The organism is Nocardia sp. CDC153 (assembly GCF_035818515.1).
Lineage (GTDB): Bacteria > Actinomycetota > Actinomycetes > Mycobacteriales > Mycobacteriaceae > Nocardia.
In genome coordinates this window covers 806,792-830,024 of record NZ_JAYKYU010000003.1, presented here as the reverse complement: position 1 = coordinate 830,024, position 23,233 = coordinate 806,792, and the positions used below count along the sequence as shown (strand labels likewise).

Genomic DNA, 23,233 nt, shown 5'->3' with positions numbered 1-23,233 from the left:
CGCTAGTCGAGCCTGAAGTCGGCGAAATCGAAACCGGGGGAGACCACGCAGCTCACCAGGCTGTAGTGGTCTCCGGCCGGTCGGGCGGATTGGGAAACCCCACCGGGGACCACCGCCTGGGGGCGCTGCCCCTGCTCGACATCGGGTCCGAGGACGACCTCCTCACCCCCGATGTTCAGCAGCAGGGGCCCACCCCGATGCCAGAACCAGATCTCGTCCGAGGTCACCGTGTGCGGCGCGGATTTCTCGCCGGGCAGCAGCAGGAAGTAGATCGCCGTCGCGCTCGCACGCGGCCCGCCGTAGCCCTCGGGTTCGAATTCCACTCCGCTGCGCCAGGTTTCCCGATACCAGCCGCCCTCGGGATGCGGTTCCAGATCCAACTCCGCGGCCAGCTTCGGTCGGTCGTCGCTCATGCACCCACTGTATTGGTGATCGTCCAGGTGATGCCGTGGGGCGCGAGGGAATTCAGGAAGTCCGCGGCGTCGAAGGCCTCGGCCGGGGCGAGCGCGCCCGCCTTCGCGGTGCCGGCGGCCAGTCGCACCGCCGCTTCGACGGCGAGCAGGCCGGAGTCCCGGTAGGAATCCACGCCACTGAGCACACCGCGCAGCGTGCGGCCATCCGCACCGCGCGCGTCGACCACGGTGTCGTAGCGCATATCGGAGTCGGGGCCGGGCCGTTCGGGCAGACTCGCGACCAGTTCGGGCGTCAGGCCGGTGATATTCGAGCGGAAGATCTCATCGACCGCACCCGTGACGGCGCGGGCGTCGGTGTGGCGCGGAATGGTGAGCACCGCGGCGAAGGCGAACTTGGCCACCGCCGTCGGTTCGGTGGCGTTCGGGTGCGCGATGGGCGCGAGATCGACCTGGCCGGTGCGAAATTCGCCGTCGGCATAGTGCCAGCCGCCCGCGCGGAACCAATCCAAGCTGGCCAGTACGGTTTTCGCGCTGCCGCGCGAGCCGTCCCCGCCGGCGCGGCTGTGGTGGCTGATCACGAATTCGGCGGGGCCGAGGCGGCGGGCGAGGAGATCGGCGAGCAGATCGGCGGGGAGATTGCTGTCGGTGACTCCGGAAAGCACACTCACCCCGGCCTTTTCGGCGCGCGGGCCGTACTCGTCGAAGGCGCGGCGGGTGAACAGCTGCTCGCCGGAGATGTCGACGTAGTGCGCGCCCGCCTCGATGGCGGCGGCCAGGATCTGTTCGCCGATGTCCACATAGCCGGGCAGGCTGCTGATCACCACGTCCGCGCCGGTGAGCGCGGCGACCAGGGCGGCGCGGTCATCGGCCGCCGCGATTCGGATCTCGGCCCCGGGCAGTCCGGCCGCGTCGGCCGCGGCACGCAGCCGTTGGGCATTGCGGCCCACCAGGATCGGGGTCAGGCCGCGGCGGCGCAGGTCGGACAGGATGTAGCCGCCGGTGTGGCCGCTCGCACCGTACACGGCGATGGTCGGGAACCGGGTGGATTCGTCGTTCGTCATGCCCTCAACGTTATGGAGGATCGATGAGCATATGAATAGCTCGAATGCTCAGAACGATGCTCCAAACGCTCAACCGATGAGCTGTATGGTGAATCGGTGGACATCCTCAGCGAGACCGTCGCCGCCATCCGCACGGGCAGTCCCGCGTCCGGCCTGTTCGTCCGGCACGCGCCGTGGGGTCGGCGCTATCCGAAGGTCCCGGGCGCGGGATTCCATGTGGTCCTGCAGGGTTCGTGCTGGGTGGTGCCGCCCGGCGGGGAGCCGATCGCCCTGGGCGCGGGCGATGTGCTGTTCATGCCGCGCGGCGAGCACCACGATCTGCTCGACGCCCTCGGCACGCCGATCAGCGAGATCGCCCAGCCCGGAGAACCGCGCGAGATCGCGGGTCCTGGCGCGCGGACCGTATTGGTCTGTGGCGCTTACGAACTCGGCAGGCAGCGCAGCCATCCGCTGCTGGACGAGCTGCCCGAGTTCATCCATCTCCCGGCGCGTCCAGGTCGCCATCCCGCGCTCCGCTCGGCGGTCGATCTGCTCGCCGCCGAGATCGCCGAACCCCGGCCGGGCACCGATGCCGCCATCCCCGCGCTGCTCGACACGCTGCTGCTGTTCATGCTGCGCGCCTGGTTCGACGAGCGGCCCGCCCCGACCGGCTGGGCCGGGGCCTTCACCGATCCGGCCGTCGCCGCGGCCCTGCGCGCCATTCACGCTGCGCCGGAACGGGCTTGGACGGTGCCGGAGCTGAGCGCGCTCGCGGGTGTCAGCCGCGCCACCCTGGCCCGGCGTTTCCTGGCCACCGTCGGCGAACCGCCGCTGTCCTACCTGACCCGCTGGCGCATGCTCACCGCCGCCCGCCTGCTGCGCGACACCGATATGCCGCTGGCCGGTGTCGCCCGAAAGGTCGGGTATCAGAGCGAATTCGCGTTCGCCAAGGCGTTCAAGCGCGAATACGGCGTCGCGCCCGGACAATACCGGCGGGCCGAGGAGCAGCCCGCCGTCCTTGCGGTGTAAACGGCCCGGCCCGTGGATTCGGCCTAGGGTGGACAGAGTGACGGACTGGCGCACTCGCAAGGGACCGATCGGAGTACTGACGGGGGCCGGCATCTCGACGGACTCCGGAATCCCGGATTTCCGTGGGCCGCGCGGGGTCTGGACCGAGGACCCGATCGCGGAGCTGCTGTCGACCTACCAGAACTATGTGGCCGATCCGGAGCTGCGGGTGCGGGCCTGGCTGGCGCGGCGCGACAATCCGGCCTGGCGGGCGACGCCCAATCCGGCGCACGAGGCGCTGGTACGGCTGGCGGCCTCGGGCCGCGAGGTCGGCATCATCACCCAGAACATCGACCGGCTGCATCAGCGCGCCGGCTCCGACGGCGTGGTGGAGATCCACGGCAATATGTTCGAAGTCGTCTGCATCGACTGCGATTTCACCGACACCATGGTCGCCACCCTGGCCCGGGTCGCCGCGGGCGAACCCGATCCGGACTGCCCGAACTGCGGCGGCATTCTCAAGGCCGCGGTCATCATGTTCGGCCAGCAGCTCGACACCACCGCCATCCGCGCCGCCGTGCAGATCGCGGAGAACGCGGAAATCTTTCTGGCCGTTGGCAGTTCACTCCAGGTCGAACCCGCCGCGTCCATGTGCGCGGTGGCGGTGGACGCGGGGGCCGACCTGGTCATCGTGAACGCCGAGCCGACCCCCTACGACGAGTACGCCGCCGAGATCGTGCGCGACCCGATCGGGGCGGCACTGCCCCGACTGGTCTCGGAGATCCTGGGGGCCTGAGGTTTTCAGCTGAACGGCGTCTTGGGACGCGGCTGGAGTTCGCCGTCCACCCAGATGTCGACCTTCTCGTTGTAGAACGAGGCCATTCCGGCGATCTTCTGGCTCTCCGGCAGCGGCGTGCGGTAGATCCACACCAGATCCGGATGGCTGGACTCGGCCAGCTCGACATTCCAGTACTCGGCATGGCCCTTGTAGGGGCACGAGGTCCGCGTCGTCGACGGCCGTAGCAGGTCCATGCGGATATCGGTGAGCGGCAGGTAGTAGCGCGCGGGCAGGCCGGTCTCGAACAGGATGTGCGGGGAATGCGAGTCGGCCAGCGTCACGCCGTCGAGCTCGACGCGGATGTGGCGGGAGCTGGCGAGGATGTCCACCCGCGTGTAGGGGTCGCGCGGGTGGACGTAGATCGGCTCGTCCTCCTCGAACCATTCGTCCATGGCGGCGAAGTCCAGCTTCACCAGCTCGCGCAGTTCGGCGATGGGGGAGTCGAGGTGACGCACGGCCGCCCCCGCGGCGGTGATGCCGTCGGCGACGACATCGAATTCGGTGCCCACGCCGCGACTGGGCGACGGACGGGTCTTGCCATTGGGCTCGAGTTTCACCCGCAGGTCGGCGACCGGCAGGTAGTAGGTGGGGTAGTGGGGTCCCTCCCACACCAGCGTCGGATGGACGGTGTCGGCGGCCAGGTGACCGCCCAGATAGGCGCGCACCCGCTTGGCGCTCGGTTCGACGCGCACCCGGCCACGCTGTGTTTCGGTCATACCCTCCGACGGTACCCCCGGAATGGAAACGCCTGTCGGGGCGCGGGATTCGCGCATTCGCGGCACACTCCGCCGGCGCGGGTCCGGAGGCGATTTTTCCGGGCTGACCAGCCTCGATAAGGTGTTCTGGCAACACTCGAGCAACACAAGAAGGTGGCGGTCTCATGTCGGAACCCGGCGGTGCCCAAGTGACGGACGTGGGCAGCGGCGAGCAGCACCAGGGTCTGCGCACCGGCCTCCGGCGTCGGCACATGACCATGATCGCCATCGGCGGCGCGATCGGCGCCGGTCTGTTCGTCGGCAGCGGCTCGGTCATTCGGACCGCGGGCCCCGCCGCGATCCTGTCCTACGCCGGGGCCGGACTCGTGGTCCTGTGCGTGCTGCGCGCGCTCGGCGAAATGGTGGTGGCCCGCCCGGTCGCCGGATCCATGGGCGAGTACGCGCGCATGGCCATGGGCCCGTTCGCCGGATTCACCGTCGGCTGGCTGTACTGGTACCTCTACGTCATCCTCGTCGGGGCCGAGGCGGTGGCGGGCGCGGCCATCCTGTCGACCTGGATCGAGCTGGACCAGTGGATCCTCTCGGCCGGGCTGCTGGTGCTGATGACCGCGGTCAATCTGGTCTCGGTGAAGTCCTTCGGCGAGTTCGAGTTCTGGTTCGCCTCCATCAAGGTGGCGGCGATCGTCGTCTTCCTGGTCATCGGCCTGGCCTGGGTGTTCGGCCTGTGGCCCGGGTCCACGCCCGGCTTCGGCAATCTGACCGAGCACGGCGGGTTCGCGCCCAATGGCATCGGCGGCATCTTCTCCGCCATCGTGGTGGTGATGTTCGCCTTCGGCGGCACCGAGATCGTGACCGTGGCCGCCGCGGAATCCAAGGAACCCGGCAAGACCGTCGCCCGCGCCACCAACAATGTGCTGTGGCGGGTCGGCCTGTTCTACGTGGCCTCGATCTTCCTGGTCGTGACGATCCTGCCGTGGAACGACGCCAAGGTGTTGAAGAGCCCGTTCGTGAGCGCGCTGGACCACATCGGGATTCCGGCGGCGGGCACCATCATGCAGGTCGTGATTCTGACCGCGGTGCTGTCGGTGCTGAACTCGGCCATCTACGTCTCCTCGCGCATGCTCTACGTTCTCACCCGCGACGGTGACGCCCCCGCGTCGCTGGTGAAGCTCAACAAGCGCGGTGTCCCGGCCCGCGCGGTGCTGCTGGGCACCGTCGCCGCGTGGGGCGCGGTCATCGCCTCCTACGTGTCCCCCGACAAGGTCTTCACCTTCCTGGTGAATTCCATCGGCGTGGTCCTGGCCTTCGTCTACGTCGCGATCATGTTCTCCCAGTTGCGACTTCGCGCCCGCCTACGCCGCGAGGACCCCTCGGCCCTGACCTACCGCATGTGGGGCTACCCCTACATCAGCTGGGCCGTGGTCGTCGCCATCGTCGCCGTCTTCGTGGCCATGGCCCGCAACCCCGACCAGCGCAACCAGCTCCTCGCCTCCACCGTCAGCCTCCTGGTGGTCATGGCGATCTACCCCCTGCGCGCCAAACTCGGCCGCAAGCCCCCGGTCCGCGAGGTCGAGGTGCTCCACCACTGACCGCCTACTGGTCGGCGGCCTTCACGATCACCGCGGTCCCGTAGGCCGCCACTTCGCTCATGGTGTTGGCGATCTCGTTGCAGTCGAAGCGCATGGCGATGACCGCGTTCGCGCCATAGGCCATGGCGTGCTGGCACATTCGCATGATCGCCTCGTGCCGCGACTGGTAGAGCAGCTGCGTGTACTCGTGAATCTCGCCGCCGCCCAAGGCCCGGAAGCCGGCCGCGAAGTTCGCGCCCAGGCCGCGGCTGCGGACGGTCAGGCCCGCGACCTCGCCGATCACCTTGGTGATCTCGTGGCCGGGAACGTCGTTCATGGTCGAGACCAGGATCGGGAACTGCGGGCCCGGGGGCTGCTGCGGCTGGCCCTGCGGGTAGGGCTGTTGACCCTGAGGCGGATACGGCTGGCCCTGCTGCGGGTACCCGGGCGGCGGCTGCTGCGGGTATCCGGGCTGGCTCGGCTGCTGCGGGTACTGGCCCTGTGGCGGCATGGGTTGGTTCATGAGGCGGATCGTACGGCTAGGCCGGGCGGGCCAGGGGGCGGGCGGGGGTGCCGAAGAGTTGGGTGTCGGCGTGGGCGCGCTTGAAGAACAGGTGCGCGTCGTGTTCCCAGGTGATGGCGATGCCGCCGTGCATCTGCACGGTTTCGGCGACGACCGCGTTGAGGGCGTCGATGGCGTGCAGGCGGGCGGCCTGGATGTCGATCGGGTCGAGGCCGCCCTCGGCCAGGCCCGCGATGGCGAGATAGCCCAGGGAGCGGGCGGATTCGACCAGCACGTACATATCGGCCATGCGGTGCTTGAGGGCCTGGAAGCTGCCGATCGGGCGGCCGAACTGGACCCGGGACTTGGTGTATTCGACGGTCAGGTCGAGGCACTGCTCGGCCGCGCCGATCTGCTCGGCCACCACTGCCGCCCAGGCGATTTCACGCAGTCGGGTGACATTCGGCGTGCCCACGGGGCGGGCGTCGACGGAATCGAAGTCGATGCGCGCGAGCTTGCGGGTCGGGTCCTGGGTGACCAGCGCGGTCCGGGTGACCCCGGCGGCGGCGCCGTCGACCTCGAAGAGCCCGTCGGCGGTCAGCACCAGCAGGGTGTCGGCGTGGACGCCGTCGAGCACGTAATGCGCCGAGCCGGAAAGCTTTTCACCGGCGACGGTCACCCCGAACGAATCCCAGCCGCGCGGCCCGGCCCAGCACAGCGCCAGCGTGCGAGCGCCCTCGGCGACCTCGGGCAGCAGCCGCTCGTTGGCCTCGGTGTTCCCGGCCAGCAGCAGTGCCTGCACACCCAGCACGGCCGAACCGAGCATGGGCGGCGCGGCGAGGGTGCGCCCGAGTTCCTCGACCACCAGCAGGGATTCGACCAACCCGACCCCGATGCCCCCGAACTCCTCCGGAATCGCCAGCGCCGCGACCCCGACCTGCTCGCACAGCAACTTCCACAGCTGCTCGTCGTAGCCGCGCTCGCTCTCCAGCCCGCGCCGCACGGCCGCGTTGTCGGCGTGCTTGGTCAGCACCGCGCGCACGGTCGCGGCGAGTTCCTGCTGTTCGGCAGTGAGGCTCATGCCTTCGCTCCCAGGTCGTAGGGGTGATTCGAGGTCGTGCTCATGCGACGTTTCCGGCGCGCAGGGCCGTGGCGATGCGGGCGCGGTGCTGGGCCGGGGTGCCCCAGGCCGAGCGCAACGCGGTGACCTTGGTCAGCCACAGGGACAGGTCGCATTCGGCGGTGTAGCCGATAGCGCCGTGCACCTGCAGGGCGATGCGGGCGGTCCGGTAGGCCGCTTCGCCGCAGGCCAGCTTGGCGGCGGAGCTGTCGCGGCCGCGAATCACGCTGTCCGCGTTCGACTCCAGGGTCAAGGCGGCCCGGTAGAGCAGCGGCTGCGCCATTTCCAGGGCGATGTGAGCGTTGGCCAGATGGTGCTTGATGGCCTGGTTGCGGCCGATCGGGGTGCCGAACTGCTGGCGCTGCTTGACGTATTCGACGCTGGTATCGAGCAATGCGCGTCCCGCGCCGAGCAGCTGGGCGGCCGCGGCCAGGGCGGCGGTGTCGAAGGCCAGATCGATTGCGGCGCTGACACCTTCGCCCGCGGCCAGGGTTTCGCCCGGGGTCACGGTGAACAGCCGGCGGGCGGCGTCCACCGACTTGACCTGCGCACCGGCGGTGCCCAGCGCGATACGGTCGCCCTCGGCGATCAGCACCGGATCGGCGATATCGGCATCCAGTGCGGTGGCCGCGTCATCGACCCGCCCCGCGTTCGCCCCGGCCGCGGCCGTGAGCGCGAGGGTGGCCAGTTTCGCGCCCTCGGCCAGCTCGGGCAGCTGCCGGGCGGCCAGCGTCGAATCCGGAAGTGCCTGCAGCAGTGCGGGAATCGCGGCGGCGGTCTCCACCAGCGGACCCGGCACGGCGGCCCGGCCGATCTCGGTGAAGGCCACGATCAGTTCGACCGGCCCCGCGCCGAAGCCGCCGTTCTCCTCGGTGCTGGTCAGGCCCAGCGCGCCCGCCTCGGCCAGCTGGCCGATCAGCGCGCGCCCGGCGGCGGAATCGCCCGCGCCCCAGGCCCGGACAATGCCGGGGGTCTTGGCGGCCTCGCCCATCTTGCGCAGGCTGGCGGCGAAATCGTTCTGTTCCGTGGTCAATGCGAATCGCATGTCGTCGTCCTCCCTGTGGCTATCGCGGCAGGCCGAGCAGGCGTTCGGCGATGATATTGCGCTGAATCTCGTTGGTACCGGCGTAGATCGGGCCCGCCAGCGAGAACAGGAAGCCGTCGGTCCAGCCCGACTCCTGCTCCGCGGCCGCCCCGTGCAGATCCAGGGCGGTCTCGTGCATGGCGATGTCCAGGTCCGACCAGAACACCTTGTTCACCGAGGATTCCGCGCCCAGCTGGCCGCCGTCGGCCAGGCGGGTCACGGTGGCCCAGGTATTGAGCCGGTAGGCCTCCGCACCCACCCAGGCGTCGACCACGCGGTCGGCGACGGCGGTGTCGGACTCGTCGGACACGGTGCGCCACAGCTCGATCAGCTTGGCGGCGGTGGCGGTGAAGCGGCCCGGCGCGCGCAGCGACAGCCCGCGCTCATTGCTCGAGGTCGCCATGGCGACCTTCCAGCCATTGTTGGCCTCGCCGATCACGTCGGCGTCCGGCACGAACACATTGTCCAGGAAGATCTCCGCGAAACCCGGCTCGCCGTCCAGCTGCGGAATCGGCCGCACCGTAATGCCTTCCGCGGTGAGCGGGAACATCAGGTAGGTGAGGCCGCGGTGGCGCTCGGCCTCCGGGTCGCTGCGGAACAGGCCGAAACCCCAGTCCGCGAACGAGGCCCGCGAGCTCCAGGTCTTCTGGCCATTGAGCAGCCAGCCGCCCTCGGTGCGCTTGGCGGTGGAGCGGATGCCCGCCAGATCGGATCCGGCCTCGGGCTCCGACCACGCCTGCGCCCAGATGTCGTCCGCGCGCGCCATTCTCGGCAGGATGCGCGCGAGCTGCTCGGGCGAGCCGTGTTCGAACAGGGTCGGCGCGAGCAGGAAGATGCCGTTCTGCGAGACGCGACCCGGTGCGCCCGCCGCGTAGTACTCCTCCTCGAAGATGACCCATTCGGTCAGCGAGGCGTCCCGGCCGCCGTACTCGGCGGGCCAGGCGACACAGGACAGGCGAGCCTCGGCGAGCTTGGCCTCCCAGGCCCGGTGCGCCTCGAACCCCGCCTTGGTGTCCATGGACGGCAGGGGAGTGGCGGGCACGTTGGCCGCCAGGAATTCCCGCACCTCGGCGCGGAATTCCTCGGTCTTGGCATCGAATTCGAGATCCACTTACTTTGCCCCGTTGTGATCAGTGGCCGCAGCCTTCATGGACTTGGCGTTCATCCCGCCCAGCGAGTCGGTGCCGACCTCGGCATTGTGGGCGTGCGCGAAATGGTGCAGCCCGAACACGGAATCCATGCCCGCGCGCATGCCCATCAGGTCCTCGCACTGGTTGACGGCCTTCTTGGTCAGCGCCAATCCGAACTGCGGCATCTGGGCGATCTTCTCGGCCAGCGCGAAGGTCTCGGTCTCCAGATCCTCGCGTGCGACAACGCGATTGAGCATGCCCCACTCGTAAGCCTGGGCGGCGGTGAAGCGCTCACCGGTGAACAGGATCTCCTTGGCCCGGCGCGGACCCAGCACCCACGGGTGTGCGAAGTACTCGACGCCCGGAATGCCCATGCGGACAACCGGATCGGAGAAGAAGGCATCCTCGGACGCGACGATCATGTCGCACGACCAGGCCAGCATGAGCGCGCCCGCGATGCACGCGCCCTGCACCATGGCGATGGTCGGCTTGGGAATCTCCCGCCACCGGCGGCACATGCCCAGATACACCTCGGACTCGCGCGCGAAGCGCTGATCGCCGCCGAGCCGGTCGGTGTGGTCCCACCACAGCGCGGCCTTGTTCTCGTAGGAGATGTGGTGGTCACGCCCCGGCGTGCCGATATCGTGCCCGGCGCTGAAATGCTTTCCGGCACCGCCCAGGACGATGACCTTGACCTCCGGATCCTCGACGGCCCGCACGAAGGCGGCGTCGAGCGCGTAGGTCATGACCGAGTTCTGCGCATTGCGGTAGTCCGGCCGGTTCAGCGTGACGACCGCGATGGGCCCGCGCTTCTCGTAGCGAACGACATCGCCCTCATCCGGGACAGGTCCCTGTTCCTGGCTCACGCCTTCTCCTCCCGTAGTTCCCGCTTGAGCACCTTCCCGGCGGCGCTGTAGGGCAGCTGATCGCGGAACTCCACGAAGCGCGGCACCTTGAAGTTGGCCAGCAGCGTCTTGGCGTGCGCCACAACGTCTTCGGCGGTCAGCTCCGCGCCCGGCTTGCGCACCACGAAGGCCTTGCCGACCTCGCCCATGCGCTCGTCCGGGATGCCGATGACCGCGGTCTCGGCCACACCGTCCAGCCGGGCCAGGGCCTGCTCCACCTCGGCGGGGTACACATTGAACCCGCCGGAGATGTACATGTCCTTGAGCCGGTCGGTGATCTTCACGTAGCCGCGCTCGTCGATGGTCGCCACATCGCCGGTGTGCAGCCAGCCGTCGGCGTCGATGGTGTCGGCGGTGGCTCGCGGGTCGTCGAGGTAGCCCAGCATCACCTGCGAACCGCGCAGCAGCAGTTCGCCATTGTCGGCCAGCCTGGTCTCGAAGTCGCCGATGGCGCGGCCGCAGGTATTGGCGATGGTCTCCGCGCTGTCCTCGGGACGGCACATGGTGCCGAAGCCGCCGGACTCCGAGAGCCCGTACGCGGTGAGCACCACATCGAATTGCAGTTCGGTGCGCATTCTTTCGATGAGCACGACCGGCACGGTGGCCGCACCGGTGACCGCGACCCGCAGGCTCGACAGATCGGCGTCGTGGCGGGCCGGGTGCTCGAGAATGGTCTGGTAGATCGTCGGCGGACCGGTGAGCACGGTAATGCCCTCGTCGTGCACCAGCCGCATGGTCTCCGGCACGTCGAAGGTGGCCTGCGGAATGATGCTCGCCCCGGTGACCAGGCACGCGATGATGCCCGCCTTGTAGCCGAAGTTGTGGAAGAACGGCGGCACCACCAGATACCGGTCGTCGCTGTTCAGCGTGGCGCATTCGGCCCAGGCCCGCGCGCCCGCCAGCGCCTGCCGGTGCGCGATCAAAGTGCCCTTGCTGCGCCCGGTGGTGCCGGAGGTGAACAGAATGTCGGAAAGGTCCTCGGGCGAGACGGATTCGGCCCGCGCGATCACCTCGTCCAGGCCGACCGCCTCGGCCAGCTTGGGCAGCTCCGACCAGACGATGGCGTCGGCCACCGGCTCCTCCCGCTCGGAGGGGATCACGATGACCGTTTCGATACCCAGTTCCGGTGCGGCGGAGCGCAGTTCGGTCAGCCGATCGCGGCCGAGGAAGGTGCCCGCGATGAACAGCGCCTTGGCGTCCACCCGGCCCAGCACGTCCGCTGCCTCGTCGGCCACGTACCGCGTGTTCAGCGGAACGATCGCGGCACCCACGTAGTGGGTGGCCAGGACCGCCGTCACCCAGTGGTGGGTATTGGGCGCCCAGATGCCGATGCGGTCGCCGCGCTGAATGCCGCGCGCCATGAGCGCACGGGCGGTCTCACGCACCGAGTCCAGCAGTTGCGACCAGCTCAGTCGCACGGCACCGTCGCCGACGGCGGGCGCATCACCATGACGACGCGCCGCCTCGTGCAGGGCGAGCGGTGTGGTCTGCGGAGGAGATGTCACAGGGCGTCCTCGCTGTCCGGGAATGGGTCTAACAAAGCAAGTGCTTGGTAGGTTACTCTACCGACGTGAGCATGATCCAGACCCCCGAACCGGCCACCGGGATGGAGCCGCCCGAGGACGCCGAATTCCGTACCGAGGTGCGGGAATGGCTGGCCGAGAACCTGAACGGCCAGTTCCGCGAGCTGCGCGGTCTGGGTGGTCCCGGGCGCGAGCACGAGGCCTTCGAGGAGCGCCTGGAATGGGACCGCGCCCTCGCCGCCGCCGGTCTGACCTGCCTGGGCTGGCCCAAGCAATGGGGCGGCCGCGACGCCACGCTGCGGCAGCAGGTCATCTTCCACGAGGAGTACGCCAAAGCCGATGCGCCGAGCCGGGTCTCGCACCTGGGCGAGGAACTGCTCGGACCCACGGTCATCGCCTTCGGCACCGAGGCGCAGAAGCAGCGCTTCCTGCCGGGCATCCGCAATGTCACCGAGCTGTGGTGCCAGGGCTATTCGGAGCCGGGCGCGGGTTCGGATCTGGCCGCGGTGACCACCTCCGCCCAGCTGGACGGCGACGAGTGGGTCATCAACGGGCAGAAGATCTGGACCTCCCTGGCGCACCTGTCGGACTGGTGCTTCGTGGTCGCCCGCACCGAGAAGGGCTCGACCCGCCACCACGGCCTGTCCTATCTGCTCGTGCCCATGAAGCAGCCGGGCGTCGAGGTGCGGCCCATCATCCAGCTCACCGGGACCGCCGAATTCAACGAGGTCTTCTTCGACAATGCCCGCACCGCGGCCGATCTCGTGGTCGGGCAGCCCGGCGACGGGTGGAAGGTCGCCATGGGCACGCTCACCTTCGAGCGCGGCATCTCCACCGTGGGTCAGCAGATTCGCTACGCGCGCGAGCTCGCCGATCTGGAGGCGGTGGCGCGGGAGAACGGTGCCATCGAGAATCCGGTCATCGCCGATCGACTCGACAGGGCCTGGGTGGGTCTGCGCGTGCTGCGCGCCCACGTGCTGCGGACGCTCGAGTCTGGTCATGACGGGGCCTCCGTTGATGCTCGCACCGCCGCCGGGCAGGCCTCGGTCACCAAGCTGCTGTGGGCCAATTGGCATCGCGGCCTTGGGGAATTGGCCATGGACGTGCTCGGCGCGCCCGGCCTCATCGCCGACGGCCCCGGCGACGATCTCAATGCCTGGCAGCGCATGTTCCTCTTCACGCGTGCGGACACCATCTACGGCGGTTCGAACGAAGTGCAGCGCAATATCATCTCCGAGCGCGTGCTCGGACTTCCCCGAGAGGCTCGACCGTGACCGACCTGTCCATCGCTCCAGAAATCACCCCGGGCCACAATCTGCTCGCGGGCAAGATCGCGGTCGTCACCGCCGCGGCGGGCACCGGTATCGGCTCGGCCACCGCGCGCCGCCTGCTGTCCGAGGGCGCGGATGTGGTGATCTCCGACTGGCACGAGCGTCGCCTGAAGGAGACCGAGCAGGCGCTGCAGGCCGAATTCCCGGACCGCCGAATCGCTTCCGTGCCCTGCGACGTCAGCTCGACCGAGCAGGTGGACGCGTTGATCGCCGGTGCCGTGGCCGCGCTGGGCCGCATCGACATCGTGGTCAACAACGCGGGCCTCGGTGGCGAGGTGCCCGTGGTCGACATGACCGACGAGCAGTGGGACAAGGTGCTCGACATCACCCTCAACGGGACCTTTAGGGCAACTCGCGCCGCGCTCAAGTACTTCCGCGAAGCGGGCCACGGCGGCGTGATCGTCAACAACGCCTCGGTGCTCGGCTGGCGCGCCCAGCACGGCCAGGCCCACTACGCCGCCGCCAAGGCCGGGGTCATGGCATTGACCCGCTGCAGTGCGGTCGAGGCCGCCGAATTCGGCGTGCGCATCAACGCCGTTGCCCCGTCCATCGCCCGGCACGCCTTCCTGGACAAGGTCACCTCGGCGGACCTGCTGGATCGCCTGGCGGCCGGTGAGGCCTTCGGACGCGCGGCCGAGCCGTGGGAGGTGGCCGCCACCATCGCCATGCTCGCCAGCGACTACACCACCTACCTCACCGGTGAGGTGGTCTCCATTTCCAGCCAGCGCGCGTAATTCGGAATACCGCGCGCGCCAACCGAATTAGTGCGTTCGGGCGGCGCGAAATGCTGTGTCTTCAGGTCGCAGCTTTTCTCACTGCCGCGTCCCCGGAGGGGGCGCGGCAGTGCCCATTTTTTTGAGGGCGGAAAATGGCTGGCGCGTTGAGGGTCTCCCTGTGCAATCCTGGTTTAGGCCGGTACCGCTAGTCGAAGGGCACGACCCATGGGTCCGGATCGCAGACAACAAGCAGCCCCAGAACAAGCCCACGAGGAATTGGAACTCGAGCTGGTGCGCGAGGTCGTCCTGGCGCGTCGAAGACTCGACAATGTCGTTCTGGCCGCACTGACATTGGGCGCGGAATTGCTCGACCACGACTCCGAGCGCGCCACCGCCATGCGGGCCGCGCAGATCCTCGAACAACACGCCGTGGACGAGAGCGACGTGGTGCGTGATCCGCGCGCCGCCTTGCGGCGCGACATGATTCGCGACCGCGATCGCGCCCGTCGCCTCGGTCTCTCGCGCGCGGCGGGGTACGTCGATTCCGAGGCCGATCGGCGGCGCCGCAAGAGAACCGCGCTGCTGTGCGAGGTACGCGCCGACCTTTTGGAGGTGGTGCGCACCTGCAGACGCCTACGGTACGACCACGTGGCCTTCGCCGATCAAATAGCGCAGGGGTTGTGTGCTGCCACAGACAAATTGGTGGTGGGCGCCGATATGGAGACATATCGGGCATGGCAAAGGGGAATGGTTCTCAAAATCATCGAGGAGCCCGATGGGGATGGGGGCCCGCCGCGGGTCATGGCCACGGTAGACGCCGGGCCCGGTCACGAACCGCTGACCGTCGAATGGGACAGTCCCGAACGCCGATTGGCGCTGGTGGCCCGGATGGCGCGGGCGGGAATCTCGCCGGTGGTGATCTGTGATCGACTCCTGGCAGACCTCTCGGTCTCGTCACCCCTGCGGTATTCGGTGCGCTGAGTCGCTTTCCAGTGGGCGCTGAGTGGGAGGCAGGTGGACCAAGCAAATGCTTGGTTGTATATTGGCGGGGTGACCCAACCTGACCCCTCCAAATCAGCACGTCGCAACGAGCTGCTCGGCCTGGCCGCGAACCTATTCGCGGAGCGGGGCCTGCGCGCCACCACGGTTCGTGACATTGCCGACGCGGCGGGGATTCTATCCGGGAGTCTCTACCACCACTTCGATTCCAAAGAAGCCATGGTGGACGAAATCCTGCGCGGGTTCCTCGACGACCTCTTCGGCCGCTACCGCGAGATCGTGGCCGCGGGCCTGCCCGCGCGCGACACGCTGGAAGCGCTGGTGGTCGCCTCCTATGAGTCGTTCGACCACTTCCACGCCGCCGTGGCCATCTACCAGGCCGAGGCCAAACGACTCAGCGGCACACCGCGATTCGGCTACATCACCGAGTACAACAAGGAGTTCCGCGAGCTCTGGCACCGCGTCCTGACCACGGGCGTCGAAGACGGCAGCTTCCGGCCGGAGATGGATGTCGAACTGGCATACCGGTTCCTGCGCGACACGGTGTGGGTATCGGTGCGCTGGTACCAGCCCGGCGGCCGCATCACGGTGGACAGCCTCGCCAAGCAATACCTGACCATCGTCCTCGACGGACTCACCAATCCCGAACAACGCGTGTAGTTCTCAGCTCTCGTACGCAGCAGTAGGAGTTACCAATGTCAGCACCGTCCCGCCGCCAGTATTCGCCGATGCGTGAGGCGTATGTGATCGACGCCGTGCGCACCCCGGTGGGCAAGCGGGGCGGTTCGCTGTCCGCCGTGCATCCCGCCGATCTCGGCGCGGCCGCCATCAAGGGACTCATCGAGCGCACCAATCTGACCCCGGCGGCCGTGGACGATGTGGTGTTCGGCTGCTGCGACACCATCGGCCCGCAGGCCGGAAACATCGCGCGCACTTCGTGGTTGGCGGCGGGCTACCCGGAGTCGGTGCCGGGCGTCACCGTGGACCGGCAGTGCGGTTCCTCGCAGCAGGCCATCACCTTCGGCGCGCAGGCCATCATGTCCGGCACCGCCGAGGTGATCGTGGCGGGCGGCGTGCAGAACATGTCGGCCATTCCGATCTCGGCGGCCATGCTGGCCGGGCAGGCCTACGGCTTCGACTCGCCGTTCGTCGGCGCGCAGGGCTGGGACCACCGCTACGGCACCGGCGAAGTGTCGCAGTTCAATTCGGCCACCATGATCGCCGAGAAGTGGGACATCTCCCGCCGCGAGATGGAGGAGTGGGCGCTGCGCAGCAATGAGCGTGCCCGCAAGGCCATCGTGGACGGCAAGTTCGACCGCGAGATCGTGCCGGTCGGCGATTTCTGGATCGACGAGTGCCCGCGCGAGACCAGCCTGGAGAAGATGGCCGGGCTGCAGCCGCTGGCCGAGGGCAGCCGCATTACCGCCGCGCTGGCCAGCCAGATCTCCGACGGCTCCAGCGCCACCCTGCTCGCCTCGGACTGGGCGGTCGCCGAATACGGGCTCACCCCGCGGGCCCGCATCCACCACGTGAGCGCGCGCGGCGCGGACCCGATCTACATGCTCACCGCGCCGATCCCGGCCACCAAATGGGCGCTCGAGAAGACCGGCCTGACCATCGACGACATGGACGTCATCGAGATCAACGAGGCCTTCGCCTCGGTGGTGCTGGCCTGGATCAAGGAGACCGGGGCCAACCCGGACAAGGTCAATGTCAATGGCGGCGCGATCGCGCTCGGTCACCCGCTGGGTGCGACCGGGGCCAAGCTGTTCGCGACACTGCTCAACGAGCTGGAGCGGGTGAACGGTCGCTACGGCCTGCTCACCATCTGCGAGGGCGGCGGCACCGCGAACGTGACCATCATCGAGCGCCTGGGCTAGTCGGCCGTCGCTGTCGAGAAGCCGCACACCGCTTTTCGGCGTGCGGCTTTTCGTATTCACCGGTCGGTAATGTCGGCTATCGTCGGACGATAGACCAGTTGACATAGCGGTGCTGTCCGGGTGGGGACTGGATGATGAGCGACCTGTCGAGGCGGGGGTTCCTGCTGGGGGCTCTCGGAATCGCGGGCATGGGCTATCTGGCGTCGGCGTCGGCCGATCCGGTGCCCCTGCCCCCGCCGCCCGTGCCCATCCCGCCGCTGCCCGCGCCGACCATCACGCCGCTCAACTATCACTCACCCGCGTTGCAGCCCTTCGTCGACGAGCTGCCGATCCCCGAAACCCGGGCGGCCGCCGGGGAATTGGCGGCCACCTCGGGCATGCACCGCTATCACCGGGACCTGCCGGAGACGCGCAGCTGGGGATTCGGGCAATCGGTGCTGGGGCCGAATCTCGAGGCGTATCGAGATCAAGTGGCGCGCATCGGGTTTCGCAATGAACTCGGCACCCACGTGCTGGCCCCGCACGTGGATCTCACCATGCACGGGGTCACCGAGCTCGACCGCACCGATCCGCGCTTCACCGTGCACCTGCACGGCGGCGCGAATTCGCCCGACTCCGACGGACATCCGCTCATCGCGTGGCGCAATGGCGGCGGGCCCCGCTTCGCGTACGGGAATCGGCAGGAGGCCGCCACCCTCTGGTATCACGATCACGCCATGGGGATCACCCGGCTGAACATTCAGGCCGGGCTCGCCGGGCTGTATTACCTGCGAGACGAATTCGACACCGGACGCGCGGACAACCCGCTCGGGCTGCCCAGCGGTGAGTTCGAGGTGCCGCTCATCGTGCAGGACCGGACCTTCAACGCCGACGGCAGCCTGCAACCCATGGTCGCGACCTATATTCCCCAGGGCTACAACCAATCCGGGCAGCTGGGCGACGTGTGCTGCGTGAACGGGGTGGTGTGGCCGCGATTCGAGGTCCGGCGCACCGTGTACCGGTTCCGGCTGCTCAATGGATCCAATTCGCGCCCTTATATTTTCGAGTTCTCCAACGGCATGCTGTTCTTCGCCATCGGCGGGGATCTGGGGCTGCTGGATGGGCCGGTGCCGACACCGTCCATTCGGGTGAGCCCGGGGGAGCGGGTGGACATGCTCGTCGACTTCAGCGGCCTCGCGGACGGCGAGACGGTCGATTTGATCAATACCGCCAAGAACGATCTCGGCAATACCGTGTTCATGGTCCCGGAGTTGCGGCCCATCATGCGGTTCGTGGGCGCGGGCGACGGTCCGGCCTACGACATTCCGTTCACCCTGCGCGGCGGGCCCGGCCAGCCGGACGCGCTGGAACCCGTCTACCGCCCGGGCTCGGTGCGCACCATGACGCTGCTCGGACTCAATGACGATTCCCGGGCCGCGGCGGTCTTCCCGACCATGATGTCGCTCAACAACCTGGCGTTCCTGAGCTCGGATATCGACATGGCGCGGGCCGGGACGGTCGAGCAGTGGGACATCGTCAACACCACGCCCTTCGACCACCCCATCCACCTGCACCTGGCGCGGCTGCGGGTGATCGCGCGCCAGCCCATCCTCACCTCGGCCTACTTCTTCGCCAACTACCCGCCGAAGTTCGGCATCCGCTGGGCCCCCTCGGCCGACCCCTACGTCATCGACCCCGAACAGGGCCCGCCGCCTTGGGAAGTCGGCTGGAAGGACACCATCGAGTGCCCCACCGACACCATCACCCGCATCCTGGTGAAGTGGCCTTCCGTCGAGGAACTCGGCTTCGACCCGGACACCACCATTCCGATCCCGCCGGGCGCGGAAGCCATGTCCCCCACCGGCACCGGCATGTCCGGCGACATGGCCGACGCCCCCGAGATCCACGGCTACGTCTGGCACTGCCACAACCTCGACCACGCCGACCACGACATGATGCAGCAGATCCGCGTCCGGCCCTGATCGTGCGCGAAGTTGATGACACCGTGCGCGAAGTTGCCGACACGGCACCGGCTTTCGCCACGGCGGGGTAGGTTGCGGTCATGCCGACATCGGAGGAAGGGCGACTGGAGGAGATCGCCCGCAAGGCCCGTCGGGTGCAGGACGCCATCGCCGGTGTCCGGGCGACCGCCGTCGAAGTAGTGGGCCGAGGTGAGGTGGCCCGGGTGCGCGTCGAGACCGACGCGGACGGCCATATCCTAACGCTGGAGATGCCGGATTCAGAGATGGCGCAAGCAGTTTCGCGTGCTCACGAGCTGTCTCTGCAAAGCGCGCTCGCGCAGGCGGCGGCCCTCCGCGAAGAACTCACTTCCGACCCTGCCGTCGCCCACGCACTGCGTTACTTCGCGCGAACGGCCCCCGAACGCTCGCACGACGCTGCACAACCGAACGGTATTGAGCCACAGTTCATCGCCGACACTGTTACTGACGATCCTGCCAGCCCGGTTGCCCTGCCCCGTGTCCCGCTGTGGCGTTCCCCGCAGCCCCTTTCGGATAGTCCGAATGCCGGTGCGGCACTGGGGATGCACGACGCGTCGTCGTCCGCGGATGGCTCGAACCCGTACGCCCTGCCGCCGGCAGTCCGGCGTCGCTACGGTCTGGTCTGATCGCCTCGCCGCCGGAATTCCGCACCCGGTTGCTCGCCGCATGCCACGGTCCGCATCGGTCGCCGACGCGGTGTTCCCGGGCGGCACGCCGGTCGAACCTCGCCCTATGCGAGGAGGGGAGCTGGGGGTTTGCTCGCATTAGGATGTCCGCGAAGCATTTCGGACCTTCGGGAGAAAGCGGGCGGTTGATGGTTTTGGGTGTCCGCTGGACGGTGCACGGTGACGGGCGCACGCCCGCGCCGGGGGCGGTGGTACGTCCGGACGAGCGGCTGTCGTGGCCGCGCACCTTCGGGCTCGGCGCACAGCACGTCGTGGCCATGTTCGGCGCGAGCTTCGTGGCGCCCGTACTGATGGGGCTGGACCCCAACCTCGCCATCATGATGTCGGGCGTGGCCACGGCCATCTTCCTGCTCGCCACCCGCGGCCAGGTGCCCAGCTATCTGGGCTGTTCGCTCTCGTTCGTGGGTGTGGCGGCGGTGATCCGGGCGCAGGGCGGCAGTAGCGCGACGGTTACCGGGGCCTGCCTCGCGGTCGGCGCGGCGCTGTTCCTCATCGGTTTGGCCGTACAGAGGTTCGGGGCGCGCATCATTCACGCCGCCATGCCGCCGGTGGTGACCGGCGCGGTGGTCATGCTCATCGGCTTCAATCTGGCCCCCGTCACCGCCGCGACCTACTGGCCGCAGGATCAGTGGACGGCCCTGCTGGTCATGCTGTTCACCGGCCTGGCCGTGGTCGGATTGCGCGGATTCTTCTCGCGCATCGCGATTTTCCTGGGCCTGGTATTCGGCTACGCCCTGTCCTGGGTGCTGGATCGGGTGCTCGGACAGATCCATTCGGCCGACGGCAGCGGCAAGGTCACCGACCACTGGCGACTGGACCTCTCGGGTGTGGGCAAGGCGGACTGGATCGGCCTGCCCACCTTTCACGCGCCGTCGTTCCAGTGGTCGGCCGTCCTGGTGGCGCTGCCGGTGGTGATCGCGCTGGTCGCGGAGAACGCCGGGCACGTGAAGGCCGTCGGCGAGATGACCGGCGACAATCTGGACGCCCGACTCGGCACCGCCATTGCCGCCGACGGCGCGGCGTCCATGCTCTCCACCGCGGTCGGCGGCCCACCCAACACCACCTACTCCGAGAACATCGGCGTCATGGCGGCCACCCGCGTCTACTCGACCGCGGCCTATTGGGCGGCCGCCTTTTTCGCCCTGCTGTTCGGTCTGTGCCCGAAGTTCGGGGCGATCGTCGCGGCCATTCCGGGCGGTGTGCTCGGCGGCATCACCGTCATCCTCTACGGCATGATCGGTCTGCTCGGCGCGCAGATCTGGACCAATGCCAAGGTCGATCTCCGCAATCCGCTGAACCTGGTGCCCGCCGCGGCCGGGCTGATCATCGGCATCGGCAATGTGAGCATGAAGTTCACCGACAACTTCACCCTGAGCGGCATCGCGCTGGGCACCCTGGTCGTGATCTCCGGCTACCACGTGCTGCGCTTCTTCGCGCCCGCGCACTTCAAGGGCGAGGAGCCCCTGCTGGACGAGGGCACCTCCTCCTACGACGAAGTCAGCCGGGACGAATCAGGCCGGTAGGGAACGGGGCTCGGTCTCGTCGGTGCCCGCCAGCCGCTGCTCGGCATAGGGCAGCTCCAGTACGTACCAGGAGTGTTCGGTCGAATACTCCAGGTACTGCGCGGCTTCCGGATCGCAGGCCAGACCCTCGACCCGGGTCCACTGCCCGTCACCGCTCGCGATGGTGTCGGTGTAGCGCACGTGCAGATGCCCGTGGAACAGCACGGCGGGTCGCAGCGTGCGCACCACCCGCTGGATGCGGTCCTGGTTGGGATAGCACTCCGGCTTGTCCTTGCGGTTCCACGGGGGCTCCGAGGCGCGCGGCTTGTCGTGGGTGAGCAGGACGTCCACCGGCGAGTCGTCCGCCTCCAACAGGGCGTCCAGTTCCTCGTCGGTCATCTCCTCTTCCGGAAACCACAGCGTGCCAGCGGTTTCCGGCCGCTTCGAGGATCCGTAGCGCCGCCGCGTCTCGGCCTTGGCTGCCTTGCGCGCCTCCCGGGCCAGCCGCCAGGCCTTGTCGGTGGAGGCCGCCCCGCCGAAGGCGGCGAAGCTGGTCCCCGCCCAGGTCCAGCGGTGCCCGCGCGGCGCGTACCGCAGATGGCTGCGGCACACCAGGAATCCCTCGTCGTCGGGATGCTCGTCGTAGAGTTCGTGCAGCAGCGAACTCTTGTCGTGGTTCCCGTCCAGGAAGTACACGGTGACCCCGGCCTTCTTGGCCGCCCGATTCACCACGTCGAAATACCGCCGCCCCGAATGCATGTGCTCCCAGGCCCCGAAGTCGCCCACCACGAAGACCCGCGCGCACTCCTTCCGCCTGGCGACCTGCAACAACGCCTGCGCGAACGTCGCGTTCCCATGCAGATCTCCGGCAATCAGGACATTCCGTTGCACGAATTCAGCGTAGTCTCAGCGCTGAGATTCTTCCTGCTTCATCGACCGCCGCCTGGCTCCCGCAGGAGCGATGGTCTTACGCGGTCTCGGCGAGGCGTTTCACCTCTCCGGGGAACTTCCCGGCGAGGTCTATATTCTCGTTTTCGGTCAGGAATGCAACGAGTAGGTTTCTGGCTGCGTTGTGGTCGCGATCGTGGGTCACTGCGCACCTGGGACACACCCACTCCCGGTCGGCCAGGGTCAGTTCGCTGTTGATCAGACCGCAGTCACCACAGGTTCTCGTGGACGGGAACCAACGGTCGGCCTTCCATACTCGCGACCCGTACCAGCCCGCCTTGTACTCGAGTTGCCGCATGAACTCGTAGAACCCTGCATCGGCCAGCCCTCGTGCCAACCGCCGGTTGGCTGACATACCTTTCACGTTCAATGTCTCCACCGCGAGCACGGACTTGGTTCTCGCCAGTCTCGTGGTGGTCTTATGCAGAAAATCGATGCGTCGGTGTGCGATCCGGAGATGCAGAGCGGCGACCCTCGTGCGGGCTTTGCGCCAATTGTTCGACTGCGGCTGACACCGGGCGAGTCTACGGTTCGCGCGCTTCAACGCCCGCTGTGCCTGCGTCAGAGGCTTTGGTGCGCGAAGTTCCTCGATGCTGCCGTCCTCATCGACGATCACCGCGAACCTATTGAGTCCCAGATCGATTCCAGCCTTCGGGGCACCTTCGGGGACACGGCGGCGAGCGTTGATCTCGTCGCGATCGACCTCGAGTTGGAACGATATCCACCAGCGACCGGCCCGCTCGCGCACGCTTGACCCGAGGATGCGGGCAGTATCAGCGGCCAACCGATCAGTGAGCCAGGACATGTTTTCGCGCGTGGCAACCGGACCGATTCCTGGCAGCCAGACTGCATGAGGGTCGACTGGCTTGGCGCGATCGGCGTCGTAGCGGAATCGATTGCCGTGTTTGCGTTTGCGCCATTTCGGAAACCGAACCCGCGCCCCTTGGCGGTTGCCGTTGCGTGAGGCCAGCCAGTTGGCAAACCCTGCCGCCCTCGCCCGGCATGCTTCTTTGGGCACTCGCGACGATAGCCGGTCCTCACTAAACCATGGAAAGCGGGTGGGATGAGTTTCGCGCCAGGCCCTTTCCAATGCGGGCGCGGTCCAAGGCACCTCGGTCAACTGGTCGCCGGAAAGCCCGTAGGTCTCCTCGGCCCTGCGTTGCGCCGGCTTCTTGCACACGATCTCCAGGCAGAAGTTCTCGACCACGCGCGACAGCCCCGCATGCCGCGCCATCAGCACGACCTGATCGGGATCGGGTGCGAGTTCGAACCGCACCCCTTGTACATGCCTCACGCGTCCCCCGTCTTCGCCCAGCTAGGCGCTGAATCGAACATATAGACGATA

General features: G+C 68.2%; 22 protein-coding genes. 11 read left to right on the top strand and 11 right to left on the bottom strand.

All coding sequences use genetic code 11. The features are described from left to right. Nucleotides 1-2: 2 nt before the first annotated feature. Nucleotides 3-413, bottom strand: coding sequence for a cupin domain-containing protein (locus VMT65_RS20410; RefSeq protein ID WP_326309899.1), 411 nt, complete (start codon nucleotides 411-413; stop codon nucleotides 3-5). Then, a complete protein-coding gene (locus VMT65_RS20405; protein ID WP_326309898.1) occupies nucleotides 410-1,474 on the bottom strand; it encodes a saccharopine dehydrogenase NADP-binding domain-containing protein in 1,065 nt (354 codons plus the stop codon). Before VMT65_RS20405 ends, VMT65_RS20410 begins: the two co-directional genes overlap by 4 nt. A gap of 96 nt (nucleotides 1,475-1,570) precedes the next feature. Here VMT65_RS20405 and VMT65_RS20400 point away from each other — a divergent pair, with 96 nt between their 5' ends. Both VMT65_RS20400 and VMT65_RS20395 read left to right on the top strand, forming a co-directional pair. Then, entirely contained in the window at nucleotides 1,571-2,482 is a 912-nt protein-coding gene (locus tag VMT65_RS20400; RefSeq protein ID WP_326309897.1) for an AraC family transcriptional regulator, read from the top strand. Between the two features lie 37 nt (nucleotides 2,483-2,519). Then, on the top strand, nucleotides 2,520-3,257 hold the full coding sequence (locus VMT65_RS20395; protein ID WP_326309896.1) for an SIR2 family NAD-dependent protein deacylase: 738 nt from the start codon (nucleotides 2,520-2,522) through the stop codon (nucleotides 3,255-3,257). A 5-nt stretch (nucleotides 3,258-3,262) separates the two neighbouring features. Here the strand turns inward: VMT65_RS20395 and VMT65_RS20390 are convergent, their stop codons facing one another. Further along, on the bottom strand, nucleotides 3,263-4,015 hold the full coding sequence (locus VMT65_RS20390) for a DUF427 domain-containing protein (protein ID WP_326309895.1): 753 nt from the start codon (nucleotides 4,013-4,015) through the stop codon (nucleotides 3,263-3,265). 164 nt (nucleotides 4,016-4,179) lie between these two features. Between VMT65_RS20390 and VMT65_RS20385 the strand changes: the two genes are divergently transcribed. Beyond that, entirely contained in the window at nucleotides 4,180-5,604 is a 1,425-nt protein-coding gene (locus tag VMT65_RS20385; protein WP_326309894.1) for an amino acid permease, read from the top strand. A gap of 4 nt (nucleotides 5,605-5,608) precedes the next feature. Here VMT65_RS20385 and VMT65_RS20380 read toward each other — a convergent pair whose 3' ends face one another. Genes VMT65_RS20380 through VMT65_RS20355 form a run of 6 tightly spaced genes read right to left on the bottom strand, consistent with a single transcriptional unit; the run spans nucleotide 5,609 to nucleotide 11,829 of the window. Continuing rightward, a complete protein-coding gene (locus VMT65_RS20380) occupies nucleotides 5,609-6,106 on the bottom strand; it encodes a YbjQ family protein (protein ID WP_442790270.1) in 498 nt (165 codons plus the stop codon). A 16-nt stretch (nucleotides 6,107-6,122) separates the two neighbouring features. Next, nucleotides 6,123-7,166, bottom strand: a complete 1,044-nt coding sequence (locus VMT65_RS20375; protein ID WP_326309893.1) for an acyl-CoA dehydrogenase family protein — start codon at nucleotides 7,164-7,166, stop codon at nucleotides 6,123-6,125. A 40-nt stretch (nucleotides 7,167-7,206) separates the two neighbouring features. After that, entirely contained in the window at nucleotides 7,207-8,250 is a 1,044-nt protein-coding gene (locus tag VMT65_RS20370) for an acyl-CoA dehydrogenase (RefSeq protein WP_326309892.1), read from the bottom strand. A gap of 19 nt (nucleotides 8,251-8,269) precedes the next feature. Continuing rightward, the gene (locus tag VMT65_RS20365) at nucleotides 8,270-9,400 is read right to left on the bottom strand and encodes an acyl-CoA dehydrogenase family protein (protein WP_326309891.1); all 1,131 of its coding nucleotides are present in this window, start codon (nucleotides 9,398-9,400) and stop codon (nucleotides 8,270-8,272) included. After that, a complete protein-coding gene (locus tag VMT65_RS20360; protein WP_326309890.1) occupies nucleotides 9,401-10,285 on the bottom strand; it encodes an enoyl-CoA hydratase in 885 nt (294 codons plus the stop codon). Then, nucleotides 10,282-11,829 (bottom strand): FadD3 family acyl-CoA ligase, encoded by a 1,548-nt coding sequence (locus tag VMT65_RS20355; protein ID WP_326309889.1) that lies wholly within the window; start codon nucleotides 11,827-11,829, stop codon nucleotides 10,282-10,284. Before VMT65_RS20355 ends, VMT65_RS20360 begins: the two co-directional genes overlap by 4 nt. A 71-nt stretch (nucleotides 11,830-11,900) precedes the next feature. Between VMT65_RS20355 and VMT65_RS20350 the strand changes: the two genes are divergently transcribed. From VMT65_RS20350 to VMT65_RS20315, 8 genes are all read left to right on the top strand, one after another. Beyond that, nucleotides 11,901-13,121, top strand: coding sequence for an acyl-CoA dehydrogenase family protein (locus VMT65_RS20350; RefSeq protein ID WP_442790289.1), 1,221 nt, complete (start codon nucleotides 11,901-11,903; stop codon nucleotides 13,119-13,121). Next, nucleotides 13,118-13,912 carry an SDR family oxidoreductase gene (locus VMT65_RS20345; protein WP_326309888.1) on the top strand — a complete coding sequence of 265 codons (795 nt, stop codon included), beginning with the start codon at nucleotides 13,118-13,120 and terminating at the stop codon, nucleotides 13,910-13,912. The genes VMT65_RS20350 and VMT65_RS20345 overlap by 4 nt, the downstream gene beginning before the upstream one ends. A gap of 207 nt (nucleotides 13,913-14,119) precedes the next feature. Further along, entirely contained in the window at nucleotides 14,120-14,875 is a 756-nt protein-coding gene (locus tag VMT65_RS20340) for a hypothetical protein (protein WP_326309887.1), read from the top strand. A gap of 69 nt (nucleotides 14,876-14,944) precedes the next feature. Then, nucleotides 14,945-15,553, top strand: a complete 609-nt coding sequence (locus VMT65_RS20335) for a TetR/AcrR family transcriptional regulator (RefSeq protein ID WP_326309886.1) — start codon at nucleotides 14,945-14,947, stop codon at nucleotides 15,551-15,553. A 68-nt stretch (nucleotides 15,554-15,621) separates the two neighbouring features. Further along, a complete protein-coding gene (locus tag VMT65_RS20330) occupies nucleotides 15,622-16,773 on the top strand; it encodes an acetyl-CoA C-acetyltransferase (protein ID WP_326310315.1) in 1,152 nt (383 codons plus the stop codon). A gap of 134 nt (nucleotides 16,774-16,907) precedes the next feature. Continuing rightward, on the top strand, nucleotides 16,908-18,734 hold the full coding sequence (locus VMT65_RS20325) for a multicopper oxidase family protein (RefSeq protein ID WP_326309885.1): 1,827 nt from the start codon (nucleotides 16,908-16,910) through the stop codon (nucleotides 18,732-18,734). A gap of 80 nt (nucleotides 18,735-18,814) precedes the next feature. Continuing rightward, nucleotides 18,815-19,378, top strand: coding sequence for a hypothetical protein (locus tag VMT65_RS20320; protein WP_326309884.1), 564 nt, complete (start codon nucleotides 18,815-18,817; stop codon nucleotides 19,376-19,378). 188 nt (nucleotides 19,379-19,566) lie between these two features. After that, nucleotides 19,567-20,961 (top strand): uracil-xanthine permease family protein, encoded by a 1,395-nt coding sequence (locus VMT65_RS20315; protein ID WP_326309883.1) that lies wholly within the window; start codon nucleotides 19,567-19,569, stop codon nucleotides 20,959-20,961. On the opposite strand, the gene VMT65_RS20310 is transcribed toward VMT65_RS20315, so the two are convergent. Continuing rightward, on the bottom strand, nucleotides 20,950-21,831 hold the full coding sequence (locus VMT65_RS20310; RefSeq protein ID WP_326309882.1) for a metallophosphoesterase family protein: 882 nt from the start codon (nucleotides 21,829-21,831) through the stop codon (nucleotides 20,950-20,952). The genes VMT65_RS20315 and VMT65_RS20310 overlap by 12 nt on opposite strands. Nucleotides 21,832-21,907: 76 nt before the next feature. Beyond that, entirely contained in the window at nucleotides 21,908-23,164 is a 1,257-nt protein-coding gene (locus VMT65_RS20305) for an RNA-guided endonuclease InsQ/TnpB family protein (protein WP_326309881.1), read from the bottom strand. Nucleotides 23,165-23,233: the final 69 nt, after the last annotated feature.

What these genes read in the sequence shown, in the direction of transcription:
- VMT65_RS20410 (WP_326309899.1), bottom strand. Translation starts at nt 413, where the DNA reads ATGAGCGACGACCGACCGAAGCTGGCCGCGGAGTTGGATCTGGAACCG.
- VMT65_RS20405 (WP_326309898.1), bottom strand. Translation starts at nt 1,474, where the DNA reads ATGACGAACGACGAATCCACCCGGTTCCCGACCATCGCCGTGTACGGT.
- VMT65_RS20390 (WP_326309895.1), bottom strand. Translation starts at nt 4,015, where the DNA reads ATGACCGAAACACAGCGTGGCCGGGTGCGCGTCGAACCGAGCGCCAAG.
- VMT65_RS20385 (WP_326309894.1), top strand. Translation starts at nt 4,180, where the DNA reads ATGTCGGAACCCGGCGGTGCCCAAGTGACGGACGTGGGCAGCGGCGAG.
- VMT65_RS20380 (WP_442790270.1), bottom strand. Translation starts at nt 6,106, where the DNA reads ATGAACCAACCCATGCCGCCACAGGGCCAGTACCCGCAGCAGCCGAGC.
- VMT65_RS20375 (WP_326309893.1), bottom strand. Translation starts at nt 7,166, where the DNA reads ATGAGCCTCACTGCCGAACAGCAGGAACTCGCCGCGACCGTGCGCGCG.
- VMT65_RS20370 (WP_326309892.1), bottom strand. Translation starts at nt 8,250, where the DNA reads ATGCGATTCGCATTGACCACGGAACAGAACGATTTCGCCGCCAGCCTG.
- VMT65_RS20350 (WP_442790289.1), top strand. Translation starts at nt 11,901, where the DNA reads ATGATCCAGACCCCCGAACCGGCCACCGGGATGGAGCCGCCCGAGGAC.
- VMT65_RS20340 (WP_326309887.1), top strand. Translation starts at nt 14,120, where the DNA reads ATGGGTCCGGATCGCAGACAACAAGCAGCCCCAGAACAAGCCCACGAG.
- VMT65_RS20330 (WP_326310315.1), top strand. Translation starts at nt 15,622, where the DNA reads ATGCGTGAGGCGTATGTGATCGACGCCGTGCGCACCCCGGTGGGCAAG.
- VMT65_RS20325 (WP_326309885.1), top strand. Translation starts at nt 16,908, where the DNA reads ATGAGCGACCTGTCGAGGCGGGGGTTCCTGCTGGGGGCTCTCGGAATC.
- VMT65_RS20320 (WP_326309884.1), top strand. Translation starts at nt 18,815, where the DNA reads ATGCCGACATCGGAGGAAGGGCGACTGGAGGAGATCGCCCGCAAGGCC.
- VMT65_RS20315 (WP_326309883.1), top strand. Translation starts at nt 19,567, where the DNA reads ATGGTTTTGGGTGTCCGCTGGACGGTGCACGGTGACGGGCGCACGCCC.